This window comes from Acinetobacter sp. ANC 5045, from assembly GCF_004331005.1.
GTDB lineage: Bacteria > Pseudomonadota > Gammaproteobacteria > Pseudomonadales > Moraxellaceae > Acinetobacter > Acinetobacter towneri.
In genome coordinates, this window is sequence record NZ_SJNS01000001.1 from 171,062 (window position 1) to 189,470 (window position 18,409).

Genomic DNA, 18,409 nt, shown 5'->3' on the forward strand with positions numbered 1-18,409 from the left:
TTCTTACTCCAATATTAACTAAAGTCTTGAGCAATAACATACTCATTGACATGTGAGGCAAAAGGAATATTTAAACTGTCTAGACACTCGGTTACACTTAATCTCTCAGGTGCATTTTCATTCACTGTTGTACCATCAGGAATCGTCACTTCATTCATACGCTGTTGTAAGCATTCGTTAATACGAGTGCGATCTACATTGCTAATGCCAGGCGTAATAGACACAGCAAATACTTTTACAACTTTCACCGCCTCCAGACGCTTTAATACCTCCTCATCAGTGTTATAAAGTGCACCAAAAAAAGGATCTGTGTCAGGCATACTACTTGGAAACTTAACCGCAACCTGAGTCATTGTTACTCTACGACCACTGGTAAAGAAATTACCTGTTTTCTCAACATCACAATAACCATTAGTCCCCATCATATCGTTGGTTGGCGTCGTATCACCTTCGCGCCACTGCATTAAACTTGCCTGATTTAAGTTAAAGAAATCAGTGTTTGTTCCCCTAAAACAAAACACCATCTCCACATCCTTTCTATTAGGCGTATCTATAAATCCAAACATGCCGTTAGAAGCTAAACTGCGAAGTAAATTACGCTCTTCCTCTACATTAAAAAAAGCTGCATCAGAGTTTTGTACAAGTAATTGTTGCACCTGACTATTGGTTGCGATATTCAGCCCAACCATACTTTGACGAATCGCTAAAGTTCCAATAATGGTAATTGCCACCAAAAAAATCAGAACAATAATTAGGGTAGAGCCCTGTTGTCTAAACTTCATTGCCCACGCCCTCCAAAAGTGTTGCGCAATGCAACAGTCTGAGAAACAACCTGACGAACATATCTTGCATTAGTATTTGTAGGCACTGTGACCGAAACTGTTTGGTCTAACACTCTAAATTGCTGGTCATCTCTAATTAAATTATCACGCCCAACCGTTTGTGCAGAACGCACTAACGCGCCTATCTGTAACGATAGAATACGTGGCTTAGGTGCAGCGAGTGCCATATACTCATCTACTGGAATATATTGATAACGACTATTGTTTTCTATTCCTAGCAATACACGAAAATGATCCACTCGCTTCATAATAATTTCACCATCTCCGCCAAAACCCGTTACAGTTGTTGGGTTTACTCGTGTGCCACTCGCATTCACATGTGGCTCAGCATACCAACCAGCATCACAAGCTAACGCCAAAGTTTGGTTCGGCTCATCTGCAGAAGCATTCGTGTCTGTCCGCAAAAAATAACGCTGTACAATAATTCTTTTAGGTAAATTTATAGCAAACTGAATAGGGTTTCCCTCACAATCAAAACCACCAAACCATTCACCATCCACTTCTATATATTGAGGTCTATATTGGATCACTAATTGATCACTCATTAAGTCATCACCAAGATCACACCCTTCAGAATCTAAAGCACACTCTACATTTGAATCATGCAAAGCACTTCTAGAAAGTAAATTTTCATTTGCAGAGTTACCAGTAATTGTTCTAAATAAATTGCTCAGCGGAATTGCTGGAGTTGAATTGTCTTTATCAGCATTTATAGAAGAGGTCAAAACCACGCCACCATAGGAAGTACGGTCATTAATTACAGCTTGATCTACATTTAAATTTGCTAAACGAATATCTTTTGTGATTTGATTTAGACCAAAGTTGGCATTATCTTGTACATCAGCCATACCTCGCTGCAAAAAATAACCCTTCTGTCCTGTGAAAAATAACAAAATTGCAGATGCAGTAATCACCAAACCTAAAGCAAGTGCAATCATGAGCTCAATCAGGGTAAAGCCCTTCTGCTTGGTCATCTCAATACACCTCCATAATTAGGCAAGTAGAATTAGCATTATAGGCTGCGCCATTTGTACAATCGTCAGCACCATCCCCATTGGTTGCACTTGTATCATTCCACGCCACATAAATACACTGACGCTCATTAACATTACCCTGACAAGGCAACATGTTCACTGTCATACCTATCGTTTCTGCTTTAACAGCGACTTGCGCGACATCAAAATCAGCCATTTCTGTAGAGTTACAATTTTCTTCAATACAGTTCCTTGCAAAAGCTCTTAAAGTGGCTTGTGTTGCAATTGCTTGCTCCGCAGGACAGGTAATAGATGTATCTGCATTCCTAAACTCACAAACATACTCCCCCACTCCCCCACGATTCACCCTGATTCTTTCAGCCAAGTCTCTTGCAATATTTACAGCTTGCACTCTATAGGTGCTCTCAGACGAAGCCTCAATAGCTCGATATTGCAATGCCACAAAACCTAATACACCTAATGCAAGAATAAGTAATGCCACCAAGATTTCAACCAAACCCACACCACGTTGCTGACTCATTGTTTTCATTAGCAAGTCCCCTCTGCAACCTGTTGAATCGTCCCCATTCTAGAAATACTCACAATTCTTGAAGTAGATCCACCTGCCTCATTACAGATATTAAAAGTTGTATCGCTATTCGCCCCCCGAACACTCCCGTTAATTGCAAATTCGATTGAAGTAGGGCTTGAAACTAATATTGCATTACCTTTCGGCATCCAATTTAATTCATCTTCAGTATTTCCAACTGGAGTATCCAACCGAGCTGTGCTGAGCTGCACCTCTACTACTCTACGCTCAAGCACGGCTTTTGCCCTTGCTTGAGTCAATACAGCAATTAACTCTTGGCTACTACTATTTAAGTTTTGTCGGAGCATCATGTCTCTGAATGCAGGAGCCGCCATCATCGCGATAATCGCCAACACCGCAATGGTCACCATCAACTCAATTAAGGTGAACCCGTTTTCTTTTTTTCGCATACTCCCCCCAAGACACAGACTTTGCCCTATTAAAAATAATAACCAACAACTTTACAAAACCCGCACACTTCAGGATAAAAGGCATAAAAAAGCAGATGACTGTCATATCACAATCATCTGCTTATTTTTAAAATAAAAATTAGATTGTTATCTATTTCTCAGTTTAAGCCTGAGTTACAGGAATACGTAACTCTTTCGGTAAACTAAAGGTAATATTTTCTTCACGGCCTGCAAGCTCTTCAGGGGCAGTTGCACCCCAGTCTTGCAAACGCTGAATCACTTGTTTAATTAAAATTTCTGGTGCAGATGCGCCCGCAGTCACCCCAATTTTTGTATTCGGCTGAAACCATGCTTGCTCCAACTCGTCTGCATTATCCACCAAATAGGCGTGTTTCCCCATACGTTCGGCTAACTCGCGCAAACGGTTGGAGTTAGATGAGTTTGGAGAACCAACCACCAACACCACATCACACTGATTGGCTAAGTCACGCACTGCATCCTGACGGTTTTGAGTGGCGTAGCAAATATCGTCTTTACGCGGTCCTTGAATATTTGGATATTTTTGGCGTAAGGCATCAATCACTTTGGCAGTATCATCAATCGATAAGGTAGTTTGTGTCACAAAAGCCACTTTATCTGGATGCTGAACTGCAAGTGCAGCCACATCATCTTCATCTTCCACCAAATAAATTTCGCCGCCATTTTTCTTGTCATATTGTCCCATCGTACCTTCAACTTCTGGGTGGCCTTCATGCCCAATCAAAATGGCTTCGCTGCCTTCACGCGCATACTTAGTCACCTCAATATGCACTTTGGTGACCAATGGACAAGTCGCATCAAATACTTTTAAACCACGACGCTCCGCTTCTTGCTGCACCGCTTTAGATACGCCATGCGCACTAAAAATCACGATATTGTCATCTGGCACTTCATCTAGCTCATCGACAAAAATCGCACCGCGCTGACGCAAGTCATCTACCACAAATTTGTTGTGAACCACTTCGTGACGCACATAAATAGGTGGGTTAAAACACTCAAGGGCACGATTTACAATCGCAATTGCTCGGTCTACACCTGCACAAAAACCACGTGGATTCGCCAATACAATTTCCATAGAACCCTCTATGTTGAAGTTAAATAGGTGGGATGTTTTAAAATTTATGCCAACAAAAGCCATCTTGGCTATTTTGTTTAAGGGGCGTCTACTCTAAAATAGAGAAGATATTTTATCATATCAGGAAAAATATCATGTCGGGTCTATTGTTTGTCGTTTCTGCCGCTTCAGGAACAGGCAAAACATCCCTCGTTAAAGCCCTGCTTGAGCGTGTGAATAATTTACACGTTTCAGTTTCTCACACAACACGTGGTCAACGTCCCGGCGAACTCGATGGTGTGCATTATCACTTCACGCAAAAACAAGATTTTATCGACTTGGTAGAGCAAGGCGGTTTTATTGAGTATGCAGAGGTGTTTGGCAATTATTACGGCACCGCGCAAGCGACGGTTAAAGAGCAGTTAGCCAAAGGTCACGATGTGTTGCTTGAAATTGACTGGCAAGGCGCTCAGCAAGTACGCAATCTTTTTCCTGAATCGAAGCAAATTTTTATTCTTCCACCAAGTCAGTTTGATTTACGCGAGCGTTTGTCTAACCGTGGCACCGATGCAGTCGATGTGATTGAACATCGTCTAGGCTGTGCAGTTGAAGACATGCAACAATATGTCAATTTTGACTATGTGATTATTAATGATGACTTTAATAAGGCCCTGCACGATTTAGAATCGGTGATTACGGCTAATCGTTTGGTGATGGCGCAGCAGGCACATCGTCATCAAGCCCTGATTGAAAAGTTAATTAGCCCGCCAAGCGCGTGATTAAAACTTGAGTCTATAAGCAAAGCACCTTATACTGCACAGTCTGTTTAAATTTATTATTCGAACGAGAATTCTTATGGCACGCGTTACCGTTGAAGATTGTTTAGACCATGTAGACAACCGCTTTGAGCTTGTACTAGTGGCAAGCAAGCGCGCGCGTCAATTGGCACGTCAAGGCATAGAACCTACCGTTGAGTGGGACAACGACAAACCTACCGTTGTTGCTTTACGTGAAATTGCAGAAGGTCACGTTTCCAAAGACATTTTGAAACAACGTGATCAAGACTATCAAACTTCGAGTCTTGACCTCGCACTTTCAGCAAATAACTTGAATTTAGATGGTTTTTCTTTCCAATAAGAACGACTTTCTGAAAAGCCTAGTTTTTTACTAGGCTTTTTTGTTGTCTGAACTTTAATCTTGCGCTAAAAACCGTTATAACATAAGGATTAAGACCTGATTTTAAATGGTCTAATGACCTTATGTTTTGGTACAAAAAAATTGACAAGTCATGCAATATGCTTTTCATTATAAGGTCTAACTGTAGATTCGTTATCACTTGTATTTTAAAGGGTGTTATATGCCAGGCGTAGAGGTTAGCCAAGCCAAACAACAGCTTCAAGCCATGATCGAACCTTACCTGAGTGTAAGTGAAGTCGAACAGGTGCTTACGGCTTGCGATTATGCCGAACATGCGCATGATGGCGTTACCCGTAAAAGTGGTGAACCGTATGTGTTACACCCGATTGCGGTCAGTTGTATTTTGGCGCACATGCGTTTGGATGCCGACACGCTCATTGCTGCCCTATTGCATGACGTCATTGAAGATACTGACTACAGCAAAGATGACATCACAGAAAAATTTGGACGCACCGTTGCCGAACTAGTCGATGGTGTGACCAAACTTAGCCATTCCAGCGACAAGGAATACAACAAAGCCGCATCGTTCCGTAAAATTCTGCAAGCGACCTTACAGGATCCACGTGTCATTATTGTGAAACTGGCAGACCGCTATCACAACATGACCACTTTAGATGCGCTGCGACCAGACAAACGCGCACGTATCGCCCAAGAAACCTTTGATGTATTTGTACCCATGGCACGTATCGTGGGTATGAATGAAATGGCAGATAACCTCGAACATCTGTGTTATCAAAATCTTGATTTAGATATGTATAACGATGTGCAAGCCGCCCTTTTGCACACCAAGCCAAAACGCTGTGAATACCAGTCCAAATGGGAACAAAACCTTGCCGACCTACTGCAAGACAATCAAATTGCAGGTCGTATTAAAAAGAAAAATAACAACATTGAATTACTGCGCCACTTTGTTAAAAACGATATTGATTTACAAGAACTGACCCACAGCCATGCGTTTGAAATTATTTTACAAAGCATTGCCGACTGTGACCGTTTGGCCGATATTTTACGTGACAACTTTCAGGTCTTGCATTATGAAGATCATATCCGTCGCCCCCTACCAGGCGGTAACCAATCACTCATGATGCGTCTAAAAGGTGAACAAACCACCTTATCACTCACCATTCAAACTGAATTGATGCGTAAAGCCGCACGTTTTGGCGTAGTCTTGGGTGAAAACGCACCACAAGCCTGCCGTTCTGCCATTCAAGCCTCTATGAAAAGCTTAAACGTGTTGGTTGATGGTGAATGTGCCAAAACTACATTTAGCGATTTACTGGATTATCTGCACCAAGAGAAAATTCATGTTTATACCCCGCACGGACATTTACATGAATTGCCGCAAGGCGCCACCGCGGTTGATTTTGCCTATGCAGCCAGTTTATTCTTAGGTAACCACGCAGTCGGTACAAAAATTAATGGTGAAAGTAAACCACTTTCGACGCCACTGATCAGCGGGCAAGTGGTCGAAATCATCACCGATGTTTTAGCCACACCAAACCCAGACTGGCTAAGTTTTATTAATACCCAAAAGGCCCGTCGTGCCTTACAAAACATTCTGCGTGATCAGGATATTGAAGAACAGCGTTTGGTGGGGCAGCAAGCCCTGAACCGTGCGCTAAAATTGTTTAATCACTCGATTCAAGACCTAACCGAAGCAGATTGGTTAAATGTGTTGCAATGGCGTCATATCGACTCCAAAGACCGTTTATTTGAGCAAATTGCAGTCGGTGACTTATTGCCGCAGTTGGTGGCAAATCACATTTACGCTCTCGATCAGGACAGCAACGAACATTCTGACCGTCTGATTCAGGGCACAGAAGGCATTGACGTGAAATATGCGCACTGTTGCAACCCTGTGCTGGGCGACCCGATTCAGGGCAACTTGTCACGTCGCGGCTTGATTGTGCATCGTGCGCGCTGCAACAACTTACTGCATGAGCAGCACCTGCATCCTGAAAATATCATGCCGCTACAATGGACTTCAGAAGATGTGGATGACGTGAGTTTTACCGCTTACCTCAGCATTGATATGGATATGAATGACGAACAAATTTCCGATTTGATCTATCAATGTCGTAAGGCCAAAACGGGTGTGGAAATGGTACGCAGCCACGATGGCAAGACTCATGTGAATATTGTGGTGAATAACCGTAAGCAAATTGCCAAAATTATTCGTGATTTGCGTATGCACTTCGGTTTTCCACGAATTAGCCGCTTAGCGCGTCCCATCAGCATTGCCGAAGAAGCCAAAGCCTGTTAAGGCTTGGCAAGGCAATTCGCCTACACAGTACAGACACTACTTTTCGCATTATTTACCAATAAGACTACTGTGATGCAGTCTGATGGTCTATGATGTTTATAAATTATTTTAGGAGAAATCAATGTCTCGCCAAGTCATCCATACTGAAAATGCACCTGCAGCAATTGGTACGTACTCTCAAGCCATTTTAGTTGGCAATACTGTTTATTTATCAGGTCAAATTGGTTTAGACCCATACAGCATGGAATTGGTAGAAGGCATTGAAGCGCAAATTCGCCGCGTATTTGATAACTTAAAAGCCGTTTGCGAAGCGGCGGGTGGCTCTTTGGCCGATATTGCCAAGCTCAATATTTTCCTGACTGATTTATCACACTTCCAATTGGTCAATCAGATTATGGGTGAATATTTTGCACAACCTTATCCTGCGCGTGCAGCCTTAGGTGTGGCTAGCTTACCTAAAGGTGCTTTAGTTGAAATGGATGGCGTGGTGATTATCAATTCATAAGTCATTATTATTCAAATGCTTAAAAACAAATAAACGATGCCACCTATTAAGTGGCATTTTTTAATTCAAAAACCCAATTACAATAAATGACTTTTCAAATGATTTTTATTGACAAACGATAATAATTATCAATAATAACTCTTATCTTATTTCATTATTGTGGTTGCATTCATGTACGTTTGCTTATGCCGTGGTATTACAGATCAAGACATTAAAGAAGCCGTTGCCAATGGTGCAGACAGCTATCGTGAAATTCGCGATATGTTTGATTTAGGTACGTGCTGTGGTCGCTGTGCACCTGAAACTCGTGCCATCATCAGTGATGAAATTGCTCAAATTGCGTCTCGTCTCGCCATTGCTGCATAAATCTCATATTTTCTAATACATTTCCCCACATTTAGTTATTTAAATTTTTACCGTGTTTTTCCTCCCCCGCTTCCGACTACAGCGGGTTTTTCTTGGCTTACATTTTTCCACATTGCCTAGCCAATTGTTTTTGATTGCGATTTTCATTTGCCGTCTGGGGTCTATTTATACTTCATCTACGTTTGCGACGACGCATATTTTTTAGCTGATATAAGGCATGGGACAGGAAATTTAGTCATTCTAAATGACTGGCACATAACGCAATAGCAGCAAAAAATATGCTTGTCCTGAAAGGCTGTGGCTAAAACTTTCTCAGATTGCGTTATGAAACTTGGCAATAGTCTCGCTATTCCCTTCGTTTCATGCCTTATCTGCTCAGTTTTAGCCGACAGCGCAAACCATTTATGAAGTATAAATAGCCCCTAAATCACTCGCCATTTTGCCCAGTCTTGTTTAAGATAGAAATATAGATTGCCTTAAGCGGTTTAAGGCAGAAATTGTTGATGGAGTGCTGCAATGAAAGGCAATCGTGATGTGATTAATCAACTCAACCAAGTTTTGTATCATCACCTGACTGCAATTAACCAATATTTTTTACATTCACGTATGTTTAATGATTGGGGCATTGAACAACTCGGCTCGGCTGAATATAAAGAGTCGATTCGTCAAATGAAACATGCTGACAAAATTATTGAACGTATTTTATTTTTAGAAGGGCTACCAAACTTACAACACTTGGGCAAATTGTATATCGGTCAGCATACAGTTGAAGTTTTGAATTGCGATGTTCGTAAAGTCCAAGAAAATATTGAAGCGATTCAAAAAGCGGTGGTTTTAGCAGAGCAACAATTGGACTATGTAACCCGTGATTTGGTTCAGGAAATTTTAGAGAAAGAAGAAGAATATTTAGATTGGGCAACGACACAGCTTGATTTGGTTGAAACTGTGGGTATTGAAAACTATATTCAAAGCCAACTCTAAGATTCATCTGGTTTAGATAACTCAAAAGACTGGTTTTCCAGTCTTTTGTTTTTTGGGGCACTTTACCTAAAATTCAGTATCTTGCCTATCTCTAATGAAGAAGCTCTCAATATCAATATATTTTACTTATGCGCATTTTAAATTCTTGAATTTATAAAAAAGTATTTATAACGCAAAAAAATGTTTCATGGGTTGCATCTGTTGATGCAATATCCGAATAATAAAAATTCCATAATCCTGTTTTTTATAAAAAATAGCATGTTGATGATGATCGTGACGGCGTATTCCCTCGCCAATATCTACACATGCATAACCAATCAGCGGTGAACTCACTAACAAATGAAAGGTATTTTCCAAATGTTGCGTGTATTGGTCAGCTTGAGCTACACCAAAATTAAGTAAGGTGTATTCATAAATAGCAGTGAAGTCGTCGACAGCTAAATTTGATAGCTTATACACGATGCTTCTGCTTCACTTGAGCCGCAATATCTTTTAGGCTAAGTGTACTTTCTCCACTGTTCTCACCTGCTTCAATCGCTTGCTTTAAAGCTGCAGTTTGATTTTCTTGCTGCTCCAATAATCTTAGTGCAGATCGCATCACTTCACTGGTTGAACCATAACGTCCAGATTCAATCAGTTTGCTCACAAAGTTATCGAGTTGTGGGCCAATTGTTACACTTGTAGTTCTCGCCATCAGCATGCCTTATTGTTTGAATAGATCATACAATTCTAACACAACTCCCTTTATCTGAACAAAAGTTCAGCATCTCTTTAAATTTTCGCACATGAAATCAATTTTATAATGAATACCCCCTCTCTTTTTAAAGAGAAGTTGGGAGAGATTTTCAACATTGAAAATTTTCACCATATTTGGCTCACTATTTTCAAATCCCCCTCCTTGCGCTACACAAATCAGCGCGGCTTTGCCTCATCCAACAAAGTTGCATAATCTACATTGACCTGCCACAAAGTGCTTAACAACCATAATTGCTTTTTGGCTTCTGCTTCATAACCGTTAAATGCTAATACGCGCGCATATTTCAATAAATCGTAGCGGGTTGGATAATTCAACACAATTTCATGGATATCCTGCAATTGTTCAGGTGTTTGCTGGCTATACGGATTTAATCGAATCCACGCAATACGGCGGTTAAATTCATCGAGTACCAAAATACGCTCTTGATGGGTGATTTTTTCAGGTGTCTGTTCATAGCGTACCGACTGATTCAATTTAGGCACCATCACCTCATAATCACGATAAATCAGCATCAACAATAACGCACCAATCACAAAAGTCGTGCGTAAATAAATTGCAGATAAAGTGAAGCTTTTGAACACACGTTGTGATTGAACCATGCCGATAATAAAACCCACAGGCAGCAAGAAGTAGGCATAGTTTTGTGGAAATTCCAGCATGGCATGCACGCTAAATGCGCCGAGCATTAAAATCCCCACAACCGATTCAACCGACTGGGTATATTTATGCAACTGGTAACCCCAATAACCCAAATACGCCAAAAATGGCACGCCCAGTAACACACCATTCCAGAGTAAAAAGTCCAAAATAAAATTGTGTGCGCTACGAATCCACACAGGACCTTGCACAAATTCACTAATCGTGACATACGCCACACTGGTTTGATGCCAACCATAGCCCCACCATGGTTGATGTTCAGTTGCAGCGAGCATTTGCTGCCAAATTGCCAAGCGTGACATATCACCTGTGGCGCGCTGTACCACATCACGAGATTGCACCGAAAGGTCTGCACTTTGTGAGAGCAATTGACTAAAAGCAGGTGCGATAAAAATCAGCCCGATAAATGCGGCAAACCACAGCAAACTATAGCGCCATTTAATCCGCATCACACCACGGTATTGTTGATAGCTCAAATAGGTCAAGAGACACAGTGACGCCAACCATGAAGTCCGTGATTGACTCAGTACCACACCGACCAAAATCATGGCAGCTGCAATCACAATCCACATGGTTTTAAGTTTTTGTTTTTCGTATAAATATAGGCATGCCATGAATGACATTACCAAAAAGGTCGCCATGTTATTGGGTTGGGCGAAGTTAGCATAAGGGCGTTGCCCGATTTTAATATCTACCATAATAGGCAGGTATTGATCGAGTGTGAGCCACTGGCAAATTGCCATGAATGCGGTCACACTTCCTACTCCGAGTAGCACATAACTAAAGCCTGCGAAGATGCGTTCACGTTCAATACTATTTTGAGTAAGGTTATAGCCAAAAATAATTGCCAACCAAAAACTGAAGATATACACGCTGCTGAGCAAGGCTTTGTCAAAGAAGTAGACTAAGCCAAGGCCCCACTGAATGAGTGGAACACTGCACAATGCTAGCAAGGGCAGGCTGATTTTGGGTATTTGTAATTTTGCTTTAAAAAGGCAGGCTGCAAGGGCAAACAGGGCAAAAAATGCGTAGAGTTCGCCTGTATAAGTGACCCACGGACGGTAGTGAATGGGCAAAATCCATGCAAGGGAGATGAGGATGGCAGCCAAAAGTAGCAATGCAGATTTCATAAGAAAACTAGACTAAAAAACTGGCTCTATCTTATATTTTTTTTGGCAAGATAATAGTGCTTTGTGTAGCAAGTTTGATTGGAATTCTGCCACTTTTAAAATGGAATGATCGCATGGGGAATACTGAAATTCTCCATTTTAACTCAAGAAATTATTTCCATGGTCTTAAATCTACTATTTTGATGATAGATGCGGATTCTTTATCGACTAAGACCACCATATCTATTGCATTGGCTCCCATTTTTAACCTAAAAAATTATTTCCATGGTCTTAAGTCTACAATTTTGATGATGCTTGCAGATTCTTTATCGACTAAGACCACCATATCTACGGTATTGGCTTTCAAAGGTAACCACGCATCTGCTTTTGGATATTTGGCTAAAGTTTTTTCAACGTCTGCTTTTGAGTTGTATTGTTCCAATTCTCCTAGATTCTTTGCCTTCTTTTGTATTACTTGAGCCTGTTTCACTAATGGTTCATATAAAGATGGCTGCATACTTGGAGAAACCCCCGTTTGCAATTCTAAAAAGGTACGGCTAGCTTTTTCTTCTTCATTCTTTGCCACTTTAATAGCAACCCATTTGGGTCTCAAAAAACTTAATTGATTATATGGAAATTTGGCTTCTTGGAGCATCTCTGTTGGAATACTATTTGCTTGAACTAATTCGAATCTCATTGTATCAAAGGCTAGCCAAACTGGTCGGCTGATAGAAATATTATATACACCGTATGTTAATGCGGAAATCTGCAATAAAAAAATTATAAATAAGTCAAATTTAAGTGTCTTTTTGCCTTGTTTGGCAACAAGTAGTGTCAATAATGGACCTAAAATTACATCTATAATAAGCATCATTACAAAAATATTTGTTACCCCAATTGCTTTAGCTAATGGTTCTGGATGCCAAAGAAAAAAAACAATCCACACACAGCAAGCAGCAACAAGAATAGATAAAGCCAAATGAACTAAAAAATATTGTATTTTAAAATTATCTAAGTACATAAATGCCTTAATTTTTAATTAATTACTGACAAGAAGTTGGTAAGTACTGCACTTGAACAGAGCCACTGCACTGCCATTTTATTATTTGCTCATTATTATTCGTATTTAAAGCGGGCGTTAACACTAAGTTTTTACCAGAAATATTACCTGCATCAAAATTAACTGTTATGACGCCCGTATTTGCCGTTACAACTACTCCATACTGCTGAATATATTTGCCATCTATTTGATGTGCTATTGCTCCAACGTAACCAGTTTGTGTTACAGCAGAATTATCAGGAAATGCTTTATAATTTGCACTCCAAACAGCTATTTCTGAGCGTAATCCATCTATAGCCTTAAAACCCTCCATAACTTGCGTACGCCCAATATAAACTTGATACGCGGGTACAGCTATTGAGGCTAAAATACCAACTATAGCAAGAACTAATATTAACTCTATAAGTGTAAAACCCTTTTGTTTCATAGACTTACCCCATGCTAATTATCTAATAAAAAAGAGAGCTTATGCTCTCTTTTTTTATAACTAGCTATTATTGGCAACTAGTTGGTAAGCGTTTAGCTTCAATTGGGTTAGTCGCACTCGGTGCACAAGTCCAACTAGCAATCTGGCTACCAGCAGTTGATAAGTTTGGAGTCAAAATCATACCTGTACCACTATTAGTACCAGCAGTGAACTGAACATCAATAACACCATCATCAAGCAATGTTACATCACCTGCACCGAAATATTTCCCTTCCAACTCACTTGCTTGTGTAGCAAGCGATTCTGCTGGTTGTCCTGCAGCCTGATCTGCAACATCAGGTAAAGCACCACGATCAGCTAAATATGTTCCAATATCAGATTGTAAACCAGAAGTAGCTTTAAAACCTTCTGAAGCTTGTGCACGTGCAGTGTAATCTTGATATGCAGGAAGCGCAATTGCAGCCAAAATACCGATAATAGCGACAACAATCATCAACTCGATCAGCGTAAAGCCTTTTTGAGCGTTCATAAACATTCTCCACAAATGTTGTTAATTTAGTTATAAGCTTTGTAAGCTATTTTAATAGTAGCACTAAACGTGCCAACTTTTATTATAGACAATTTACACAGAAAAACAGCACCTTATACATAAAAAAATTCAGACTATAAATTTTGCTGTATATTTTTGTTAAAAAGTGACAATAATTGTCAGGTGTAAATTGTGAATTTAACAAATTTTGTCAATTTTAGATCAACAAGTCACATTTTATAATTTTAAAAATAAACCCATCACGCATTTATTCGTATTTTTGATTCAAATTTCAGCAAATTTAGCTTGTGTGCAATGGTTGTCTTTTGTACTCACACAGCTTCCCCCCTTTAAAAAAGTGAGCCAGATGTAGTGAAAGCTGCCAATGTTTAAAAAATCTCTCCTAGCCTCTCTTTAAAAAAGAGAGGGACATTCATTATAAAATTGATTTCATATAAAAAGTTAATAGTACGCAAGTTTTCACTTTTTGGCACATCGCCCAAATAAACTTGTGCAAACTTCCCCCTTTGAAAAAGGTGAGTCATGTAAAGCCGTGCTTAAGTTTGTGCTCAGGAAGGAATTAAAAAAAGAAAAACACCAACAACACTCATCCCAAAATAATCGGCGCATTGCTCAATTCATTCTCACGATCTATCAACTGGCGGTCGTAAAAAGCATCCAATATTTCACCAATTTCTTGCACACCTGTGATGACAGCTTGCCTATACTGCTGCTGTGCCAAACCCTGCACTATATGCGCACAGACCTCATCCCATACCTGTTGCGTGGTCGCGCTTTTAATGCCACGGTCTATCACAATTTCCACTTTGCGCTCGCACAAATTCAGGTACAGCAACACCCCGCTGTTCAATTCAGTATCCCAAACACCCAATTCTGCAAATAATTGGCGAGCACGTGTATGCGTATCTATCGCATACGCCAACCGCGAGGGTAAACAACCTTCAATCACCACCTGAATTTCACCCACATGCCCATGCTCGGCAGCAGTCACCGCTTCTGCAATGGCATGCTGATCCTGCGCATTAAAAAAACGTTTGGTGGCAGGTAAATAAAAGAAATGCTTCAGCCAACGCTTTACACTCGGACGGGCTACAATGACCATTTTCGGTTGAGTAATAATTTCTGTTGTATCTGTTTTGGTTACCATGATCCTGATGCTCCTCCCCCACCAAAGCCACCACCGCCGCCGCTATAGCCACCGCCACCAAAACCGCCGCCGCCAAAACCACCACCACGTCCGCCTCCACGCCCTGCAGAGGACAAGAAAATTTGGAAAATGGTCTGTGCAATGGCAGTGATGAGTAAAAAGAAAATTCCCGCGCCAATCATTAAACTGGTGATTAAGCCTGCACCATTGATCAAACCTGCCACTGTACCTGCCACGGCAGCGGTTGAAGCACTTAAGCGTTTTCCGACAATCAGTGAGCCAATTACCCCTGCAATTAAAATAAATAAAGCAGTGCTCAAGGTTTTTTCATGCGCCTGTTGTTCCTGTAAGGCTTGTTCATGGCGTTGTTTGAGCTCTTGCGCCGCTTGTGCAGCAACTTCGGGGTCTAAGTTTAAAATCCGTTCAATTTCTGCCAAGCCTGCGTCAATGCCTTGAGCATATTGCGCTTGTTTAAAATACGGTGTAATACGTTGGTTAATAATCCGACTGACTACAATATCGGGCAGCACGCCCTCTAAACCATAACCTGTTAAAATTTGAATACGGCGGTCATTCACTGCAATTGCCATCAACACACCATTGTCTTGCTTGGCAGAACCCAACTGCCATTGTTCTGCGACCCGCATGGCAAAATCAAAAATATCTTCCTGCCCTGTGGTCGGTACAATCACCACCCCAATTTGCGCTTTGGCGTGTTGATGTAAATTTAAAATCCGCTGGCTGATTTGCTGTTTTTCTGCAGCAGTGAGCAAATTTGCTTGATCTACTACGGGCTGATTCAAGGTCGGCAAAGCACGGATAGATTCACCCTCTGCCATATCATGGGCAATTTGCGGTTGCTGAACAGGTGATCCTACAGGCGCTTGCTGAGTGCTCGATGTAGACTGGCGTGAGTTTGCAAGATCTGGGATGGGGTTTGCACTTTGAGGATGCTGTTGCTGCACAATTTTACCCAGCACCACAGCTTCGGCGGTTTCATCGGTTGCAGTGGCAACTTCACTATATGCAAAGCAACTGAAACACATAACAACCATTAGCAGCAGCATCTGCATTAGATTTATACAGGTCTTGCTGTGCAATTGCAGCATCCAGACATCCTCCTAGGCGTTATTCAAACGAAACTTTCGGTGCTGTTTGTGCGCTTTGCTCGGCACTGAAGTTTGGTTTGGTGTCCATACCAATGACTTTAGCGGTCATTACTTGCGGGAATTGACGTGCATAGCTGTTAAAGTCTTGCACTGTGCTGATGTAACGGTTACGCGCCACGGCAATACGGTTTTCTGTGCCTTCTAGTTGTACTTGTAAATCACGGAATTGCTCATTGGCTTTTAAGTCTGGATAATTTTCAGACACCGCAATTAAACGCGACAAGGCACTGGTCATTTGCGCCTGTGCTTCCTGATATTTCTGGAATAACGCAGGGTCTTCTAATACCGACTTATCCACTTTTAAGCCTGCGACATTGGCACGTGCCTGAGTGACTTCAGTCAAGACTTGTTCTTCATGTTTGGCATAGCCTTTGACCACATTCACCAAGTTTGGCACTAAATCGGCACGGCGTTGATATTGGTTTTGGACTTCTGACCAAGAAGCAGTCACGGCTTCATCTTTCACTTGTAAGGTGTTATAGCCGCAGCCGCTTAATGTCAAAGTACTGGTTAAAGCCACCGCGAGCATGGTTTTTTTTGTGAAATTCATAAATTAACCTCAAAATTTTCTTTGTATTTGTATGAAATGATTTCATTCTAACGTGAAATTCTGACCTGTTTGTTTATTTTGTTTAATCGAGCGAACCACCAAACTGCGTACATCAAACAATAACCTTCTACAGCAGATTGAATTGATATTGAAGTTTCAGCTCTTAAACCTTATATGAATCAGGGATGGCAATATATTCCACAAGAAGATGAGCTGGATAAAATATCCAATAAAAAAGGACTGAATTCCTTAAAACTCAGCCCTTTCAAGATCTAAGCAAAACAAACTCGTTTAGATCTCTAAATAATCTAAAATACCTTCTGCCGCCTGACGACCTTCCCAAATTGCAGTCACGACCAAATCAGAACCACGCACCATATCGCCCCCTGCAAAAATTTTCGGGTTAGATGTTTGGAACTTAAATGTTTGCTGTTCTGCTGCCACTACACGACCTGAACCATCTACCCCAATATTGGCAGAGGCAAACCAATCTGCAGGACTAGCACGGAAACCAAAAGCTAGCAACACGGCATCTGCAGCTAAAACTTCTTCTGAGCCTGGTACAGGCTCTGGGCTGCGACGACCACGGCTGTCTGGCTCACCCAATTGCGTGGTGACCACTTTTACACCTGTGACTTTACCATTTTCACCGACAATTTCAATTGGTTGACGGTTAAATAAGAAATTCACACCTTCTTCACGGGCATTGTTCACTTCACGGCGTGAACCTGGCATATTGGCTTCATCACGGCGATAAGCACAGGTCACTTCCTGCGCACCTTGACGAATTGATGTACGGTTACAGTCCATGGCAGTATCACCACCACCCAGTACAATCACTTTTTTACCTTCAACACTGATGTATTCTGCAGGGTCTTTTTCCCAGCCTTGGCAACGGTTGACATTCGCAATCAAGAAATCCAGCGCATCATAAACACCATCTAAATCTTCACCGGCAAAGCCACCTTTCATATAGGTGTATGTGCCCATACCCATAAATACCGCATCGTAATCTGCAAGCAATTGTTCAATCGTGATATCTGTACCAATTTCAGTATTTAAACGGAATTCAACCCCCATGCCCGAAAAAATTTCACGGCGGCGTTTCATCACGTCTTTTTCCATTTTAAATTCTGGAATACCAAAAGTCAGCAAGCCGCCAATTTCAGGCCGTTTGTCAAAGACCACAGGTTTAACCCCATTACGCACCAAAATATCGGCACAGCCTAAACCTGCAGGGCCTGCACCAATAATCGCCACTTTTTTATCGGTCCATTTCACATGCGACATGTCTGGACGCCAGCCCAAGGCAAAAGCTGTATCGTTAATGTACTTTTCGGCATTGCCAATGGTGACTGCACCAAAACCATCATTTAAGGTACATGCGCCTTCACACAAACGGTCTTGCGGACAAACACGTCCACAAACTTCAGGCAAAGTATTGGTTTGATGGCACAATTCTGCTGCCTGAAAAATACGACCTTCCGAAATTAGTTTAAGCCAGTTCGGAATGTAGTTATGCACGGGGCATTTCCATTCACAGTATGGGTTACCACAGCCCAAACAACGATGGGTCTGATTGACCGCTACTTCTGCAGTAAACGGTTTATAAATTTCCACAAACTCATTTTTGCGGACATCGAGATCTTTTTTCTCTGGATCTTGGCGTGCTACATCCAGAAATTGAAAGTCATTATGTAGGCGTTCTGCCATGTCTTTCTCCGTAGGTGGATGTGGATAACGCGACATTTACACTGGGTATA

General features: G+C 41.3%; 21 protein-coding genes and 1 pseudogene. 6 read left to right on the plus strand and 16 right to left on the minus strand.

All coding sequences use genetic code 11. The features are described 5' to 3' along the window. Positions 1-14: 14 nt before the first annotated feature. The 5 genes from E0H79_RS00895 to ispH form a co-directional block, all read right to left on the minus strand. A complete protein-coding gene (locus tag E0H79_RS00895) occupies positions 15-782 on the minus strand; it encodes a pilus assembly PilX family protein (RefSeq protein ID WP_131260623.1) in 768 nt (255 codons plus the stop codon). After that, positions 779-1,816 carry a PilW family protein gene (locus tag E0H79_RS00900; RefSeq protein WP_131260624.1) on the minus strand — a complete coding sequence of 346 codons (1,038 nt, stop codon included), beginning with the start codon at positions 1,814-1,816 and terminating at the stop codon, positions 779-781. Before E0H79_RS00900 ends, E0H79_RS00895 begins: the two co-directional genes overlap by 4 nt. 1 nt (position 1,817) lies before the next feature. Continuing rightward, entirely contained in the window at positions 1,818-2,366 is a 549-nt protein-coding gene (pilV, locus tag E0H79_RS00905; RefSeq protein WP_171458196.1) for a type IV pilus modification protein PilV, read from the minus strand. After that, positions 2,366-2,815 (minus strand): pilus assembly FimT family protein, encoded by a 450-nt coding sequence (locus E0H79_RS00910; protein ID WP_131260626.1) that lies wholly within the window; start codon positions 2,813-2,815, stop codon positions 2,366-2,368. Before E0H79_RS00910 ends, pilV begins: the two co-directional genes overlap by 1 nt. Positions 2,816-2,978: 163 nt before the next feature. Then, positions 2,979-3,929 carry a 4-hydroxy-3-methylbut-2-enyl diphosphate reductase gene (ispH, locus tag E0H79_RS00915; RefSeq protein WP_131260627.1) on the minus strand — a complete coding sequence of 317 codons (951 nt, stop codon included), beginning with the start codon at positions 3,927-3,929 and terminating at the stop codon, positions 2,979-2,981. A gap of 134 nt (positions 3,930-4,063) precedes the next feature. Here ispH and gmk point away from each other — a divergent pair, with 134 nt between their 5' ends. The 6 genes from gmk (at position 4,064) to bfr (ending at position 9,220) form a co-directional block, all read left to right on the plus strand. After that, positions 4,064-4,687, plus strand: coding sequence for a guanylate kinase (gmk, locus tag E0H79_RS00920; protein ID WP_131260628.1), 624 nt, complete (start codon positions 4,064-4,066; stop codon positions 4,685-4,687). A gap of 76 nt (positions 4,688-4,763) precedes the next feature. Beyond that, positions 4,764-5,045, plus strand: a complete 282-nt coding sequence (gene rpoZ, locus E0H79_RS00925) for a DNA-directed RNA polymerase subunit omega (RefSeq protein WP_004809957.1) — start codon at positions 4,764-4,766, stop codon at positions 5,043-5,045. 220 nt (positions 5,046-5,265) lie between these two features. Next, the gene (locus E0H79_RS00930; RefSeq protein WP_131260629.1) at positions 5,266-7,368 is read left to right on the plus strand and encodes a RelA/SpoT family protein; all 2,103 of its coding nucleotides are present in this window, start codon (positions 5,266-5,268) and stop codon (positions 7,366-7,368) included. 121 nt (positions 7,369-7,489) lie between these two features. Further along, positions 7,490-7,873 (plus strand): RidA family protein, encoded by a 384-nt coding sequence (locus tag E0H79_RS00935; RefSeq protein WP_004809961.1) that lies wholly within the window; start codon positions 7,490-7,492, stop codon positions 7,871-7,873. Positions 7,874-8,044: 171 nt separating this feature from the next. Then, the gene (locus tag E0H79_RS00940) at positions 8,045-8,239 is read left to right on the plus strand and encodes a bacterioferritin-associated ferredoxin (protein ID WP_131260630.1); all 195 of its coding nucleotides are present in this window, start codon (positions 8,045-8,047) and stop codon (positions 8,237-8,239) included. Between the two features lie 516 nt (positions 8,240-8,755). Next, positions 8,756-9,220, plus strand: a complete 465-nt coding sequence (gene bfr / locus E0H79_RS00945; protein WP_131260631.1) for a heteropolymeric bacterioferritin subunit Bfr — start codon at positions 8,756-8,758, stop codon at positions 9,218-9,220. Positions 9,221-9,385: 165 nt separating this feature from the next. Here the strand turns inward: bfr and E0H79_RS00950 are convergent, their stop codons facing one another. The 11 genes and pseudogenes from E0H79_RS00950 to E0H79_RS01000 all read right to left on the minus strand — a co-directional run bounded on the left by E0H79_RS00950 (position 9,386) and on the right by E0H79_RS01000 (position 18,359). Further along, on the minus strand, positions 9,386-9,679 hold the full coding sequence (locus E0H79_RS00950) for a type II toxin-antitoxin system RelE/ParE family toxin (RefSeq protein ID WP_070153485.1): 294 nt from the start codon (positions 9,677-9,679) through the stop codon (positions 9,386-9,388). Then, complete coding sequence (locus tag E0H79_RS00955; protein ID WP_004974509.1) at positions 9,672-9,914, minus strand: type II toxin-antitoxin system ParD family antitoxin; 243 nt, start codon at positions 9,912-9,914, stop codon at positions 9,672-9,674. The genes E0H79_RS00950 and E0H79_RS00955 overlap by 8 nt, the downstream gene beginning before the upstream one ends. 218 nt (positions 9,915-10,132) lie before the next feature. Next, a complete protein-coding gene (locus E0H79_RS00960) occupies positions 10,133-11,764 on the minus strand; it encodes a PglL family O-oligosaccharyltransferase (RefSeq protein WP_131260632.1) in 1,632 nt (543 codons plus the stop codon). A gap of 151 nt (positions 11,765-11,915) precedes the next feature. Continuing rightward, a pseudogene (locus E0H79_RS15615) lies at positions 11,916-11,999 on the minus strand (type IV pilin accessory protein); the annotation flags it as partial. A 21-nt stretch (positions 12,000-12,020) separates the two neighbouring features. Then, entirely contained in the window at positions 12,021-12,764 is a 744-nt protein-coding gene (gene tfpZ / locus E0H79_RS00970) for a TfpX/TfpZ family type IV pilin accessory protein (protein ID WP_131260633.1), read from the minus strand. 22 nt (positions 12,765-12,786) lie between these two features. After that, positions 12,787-13,230 carry a pilin gene (locus E0H79_RS00975; RefSeq protein ID WP_131260634.1) on the minus strand — a complete coding sequence of 148 codons (444 nt, stop codon included), beginning with the start codon at positions 13,228-13,230 and terminating at the stop codon, positions 12,787-12,789. 67 nt (positions 13,231-13,297) lie between these two features. Then, positions 13,298-13,759 carry a pilin gene (locus E0H79_RS00980; protein ID WP_165492510.1) on the minus strand — a complete coding sequence of 154 codons (462 nt, stop codon included), beginning with the start codon at positions 13,757-13,759 and terminating at the stop codon, positions 13,298-13,300. Between the two features lie 607 nt (positions 13,760-14,366). Further along, positions 14,367-14,927 (minus strand): TPM domain-containing protein, encoded by a 561-nt coding sequence (locus tag E0H79_RS00985; protein ID WP_131260636.1) that lies wholly within the window; start codon positions 14,925-14,927, stop codon positions 14,367-14,369. After that, a complete protein-coding gene (locus E0H79_RS00990) occupies positions 14,921-16,036 on the minus strand; it encodes a TPM domain-containing protein (RefSeq protein WP_131260637.1) in 1,116 nt (371 codons plus the stop codon). Before E0H79_RS00990 ends, E0H79_RS00985 begins: the two co-directional genes overlap by 7 nt. A 19-nt stretch (positions 16,037-16,055) precedes the next feature. Continuing rightward, positions 16,056-16,646, minus strand: a complete 591-nt coding sequence (locus E0H79_RS00995) for a LemA family protein (protein WP_019836149.1) — start codon at positions 16,644-16,646, stop codon at positions 16,056-16,058. Between the two features lie 291 nt (positions 16,647-16,937). Beyond that, positions 16,938-18,359, minus strand: a complete 1,422-nt coding sequence (locus E0H79_RS01000; protein ID WP_131260638.1) for an FAD-dependent oxidoreductase — start codon at positions 18,357-18,359, stop codon at positions 16,938-16,940. Positions 18,360-18,409 lie beyond the last annotated feature (50 nt).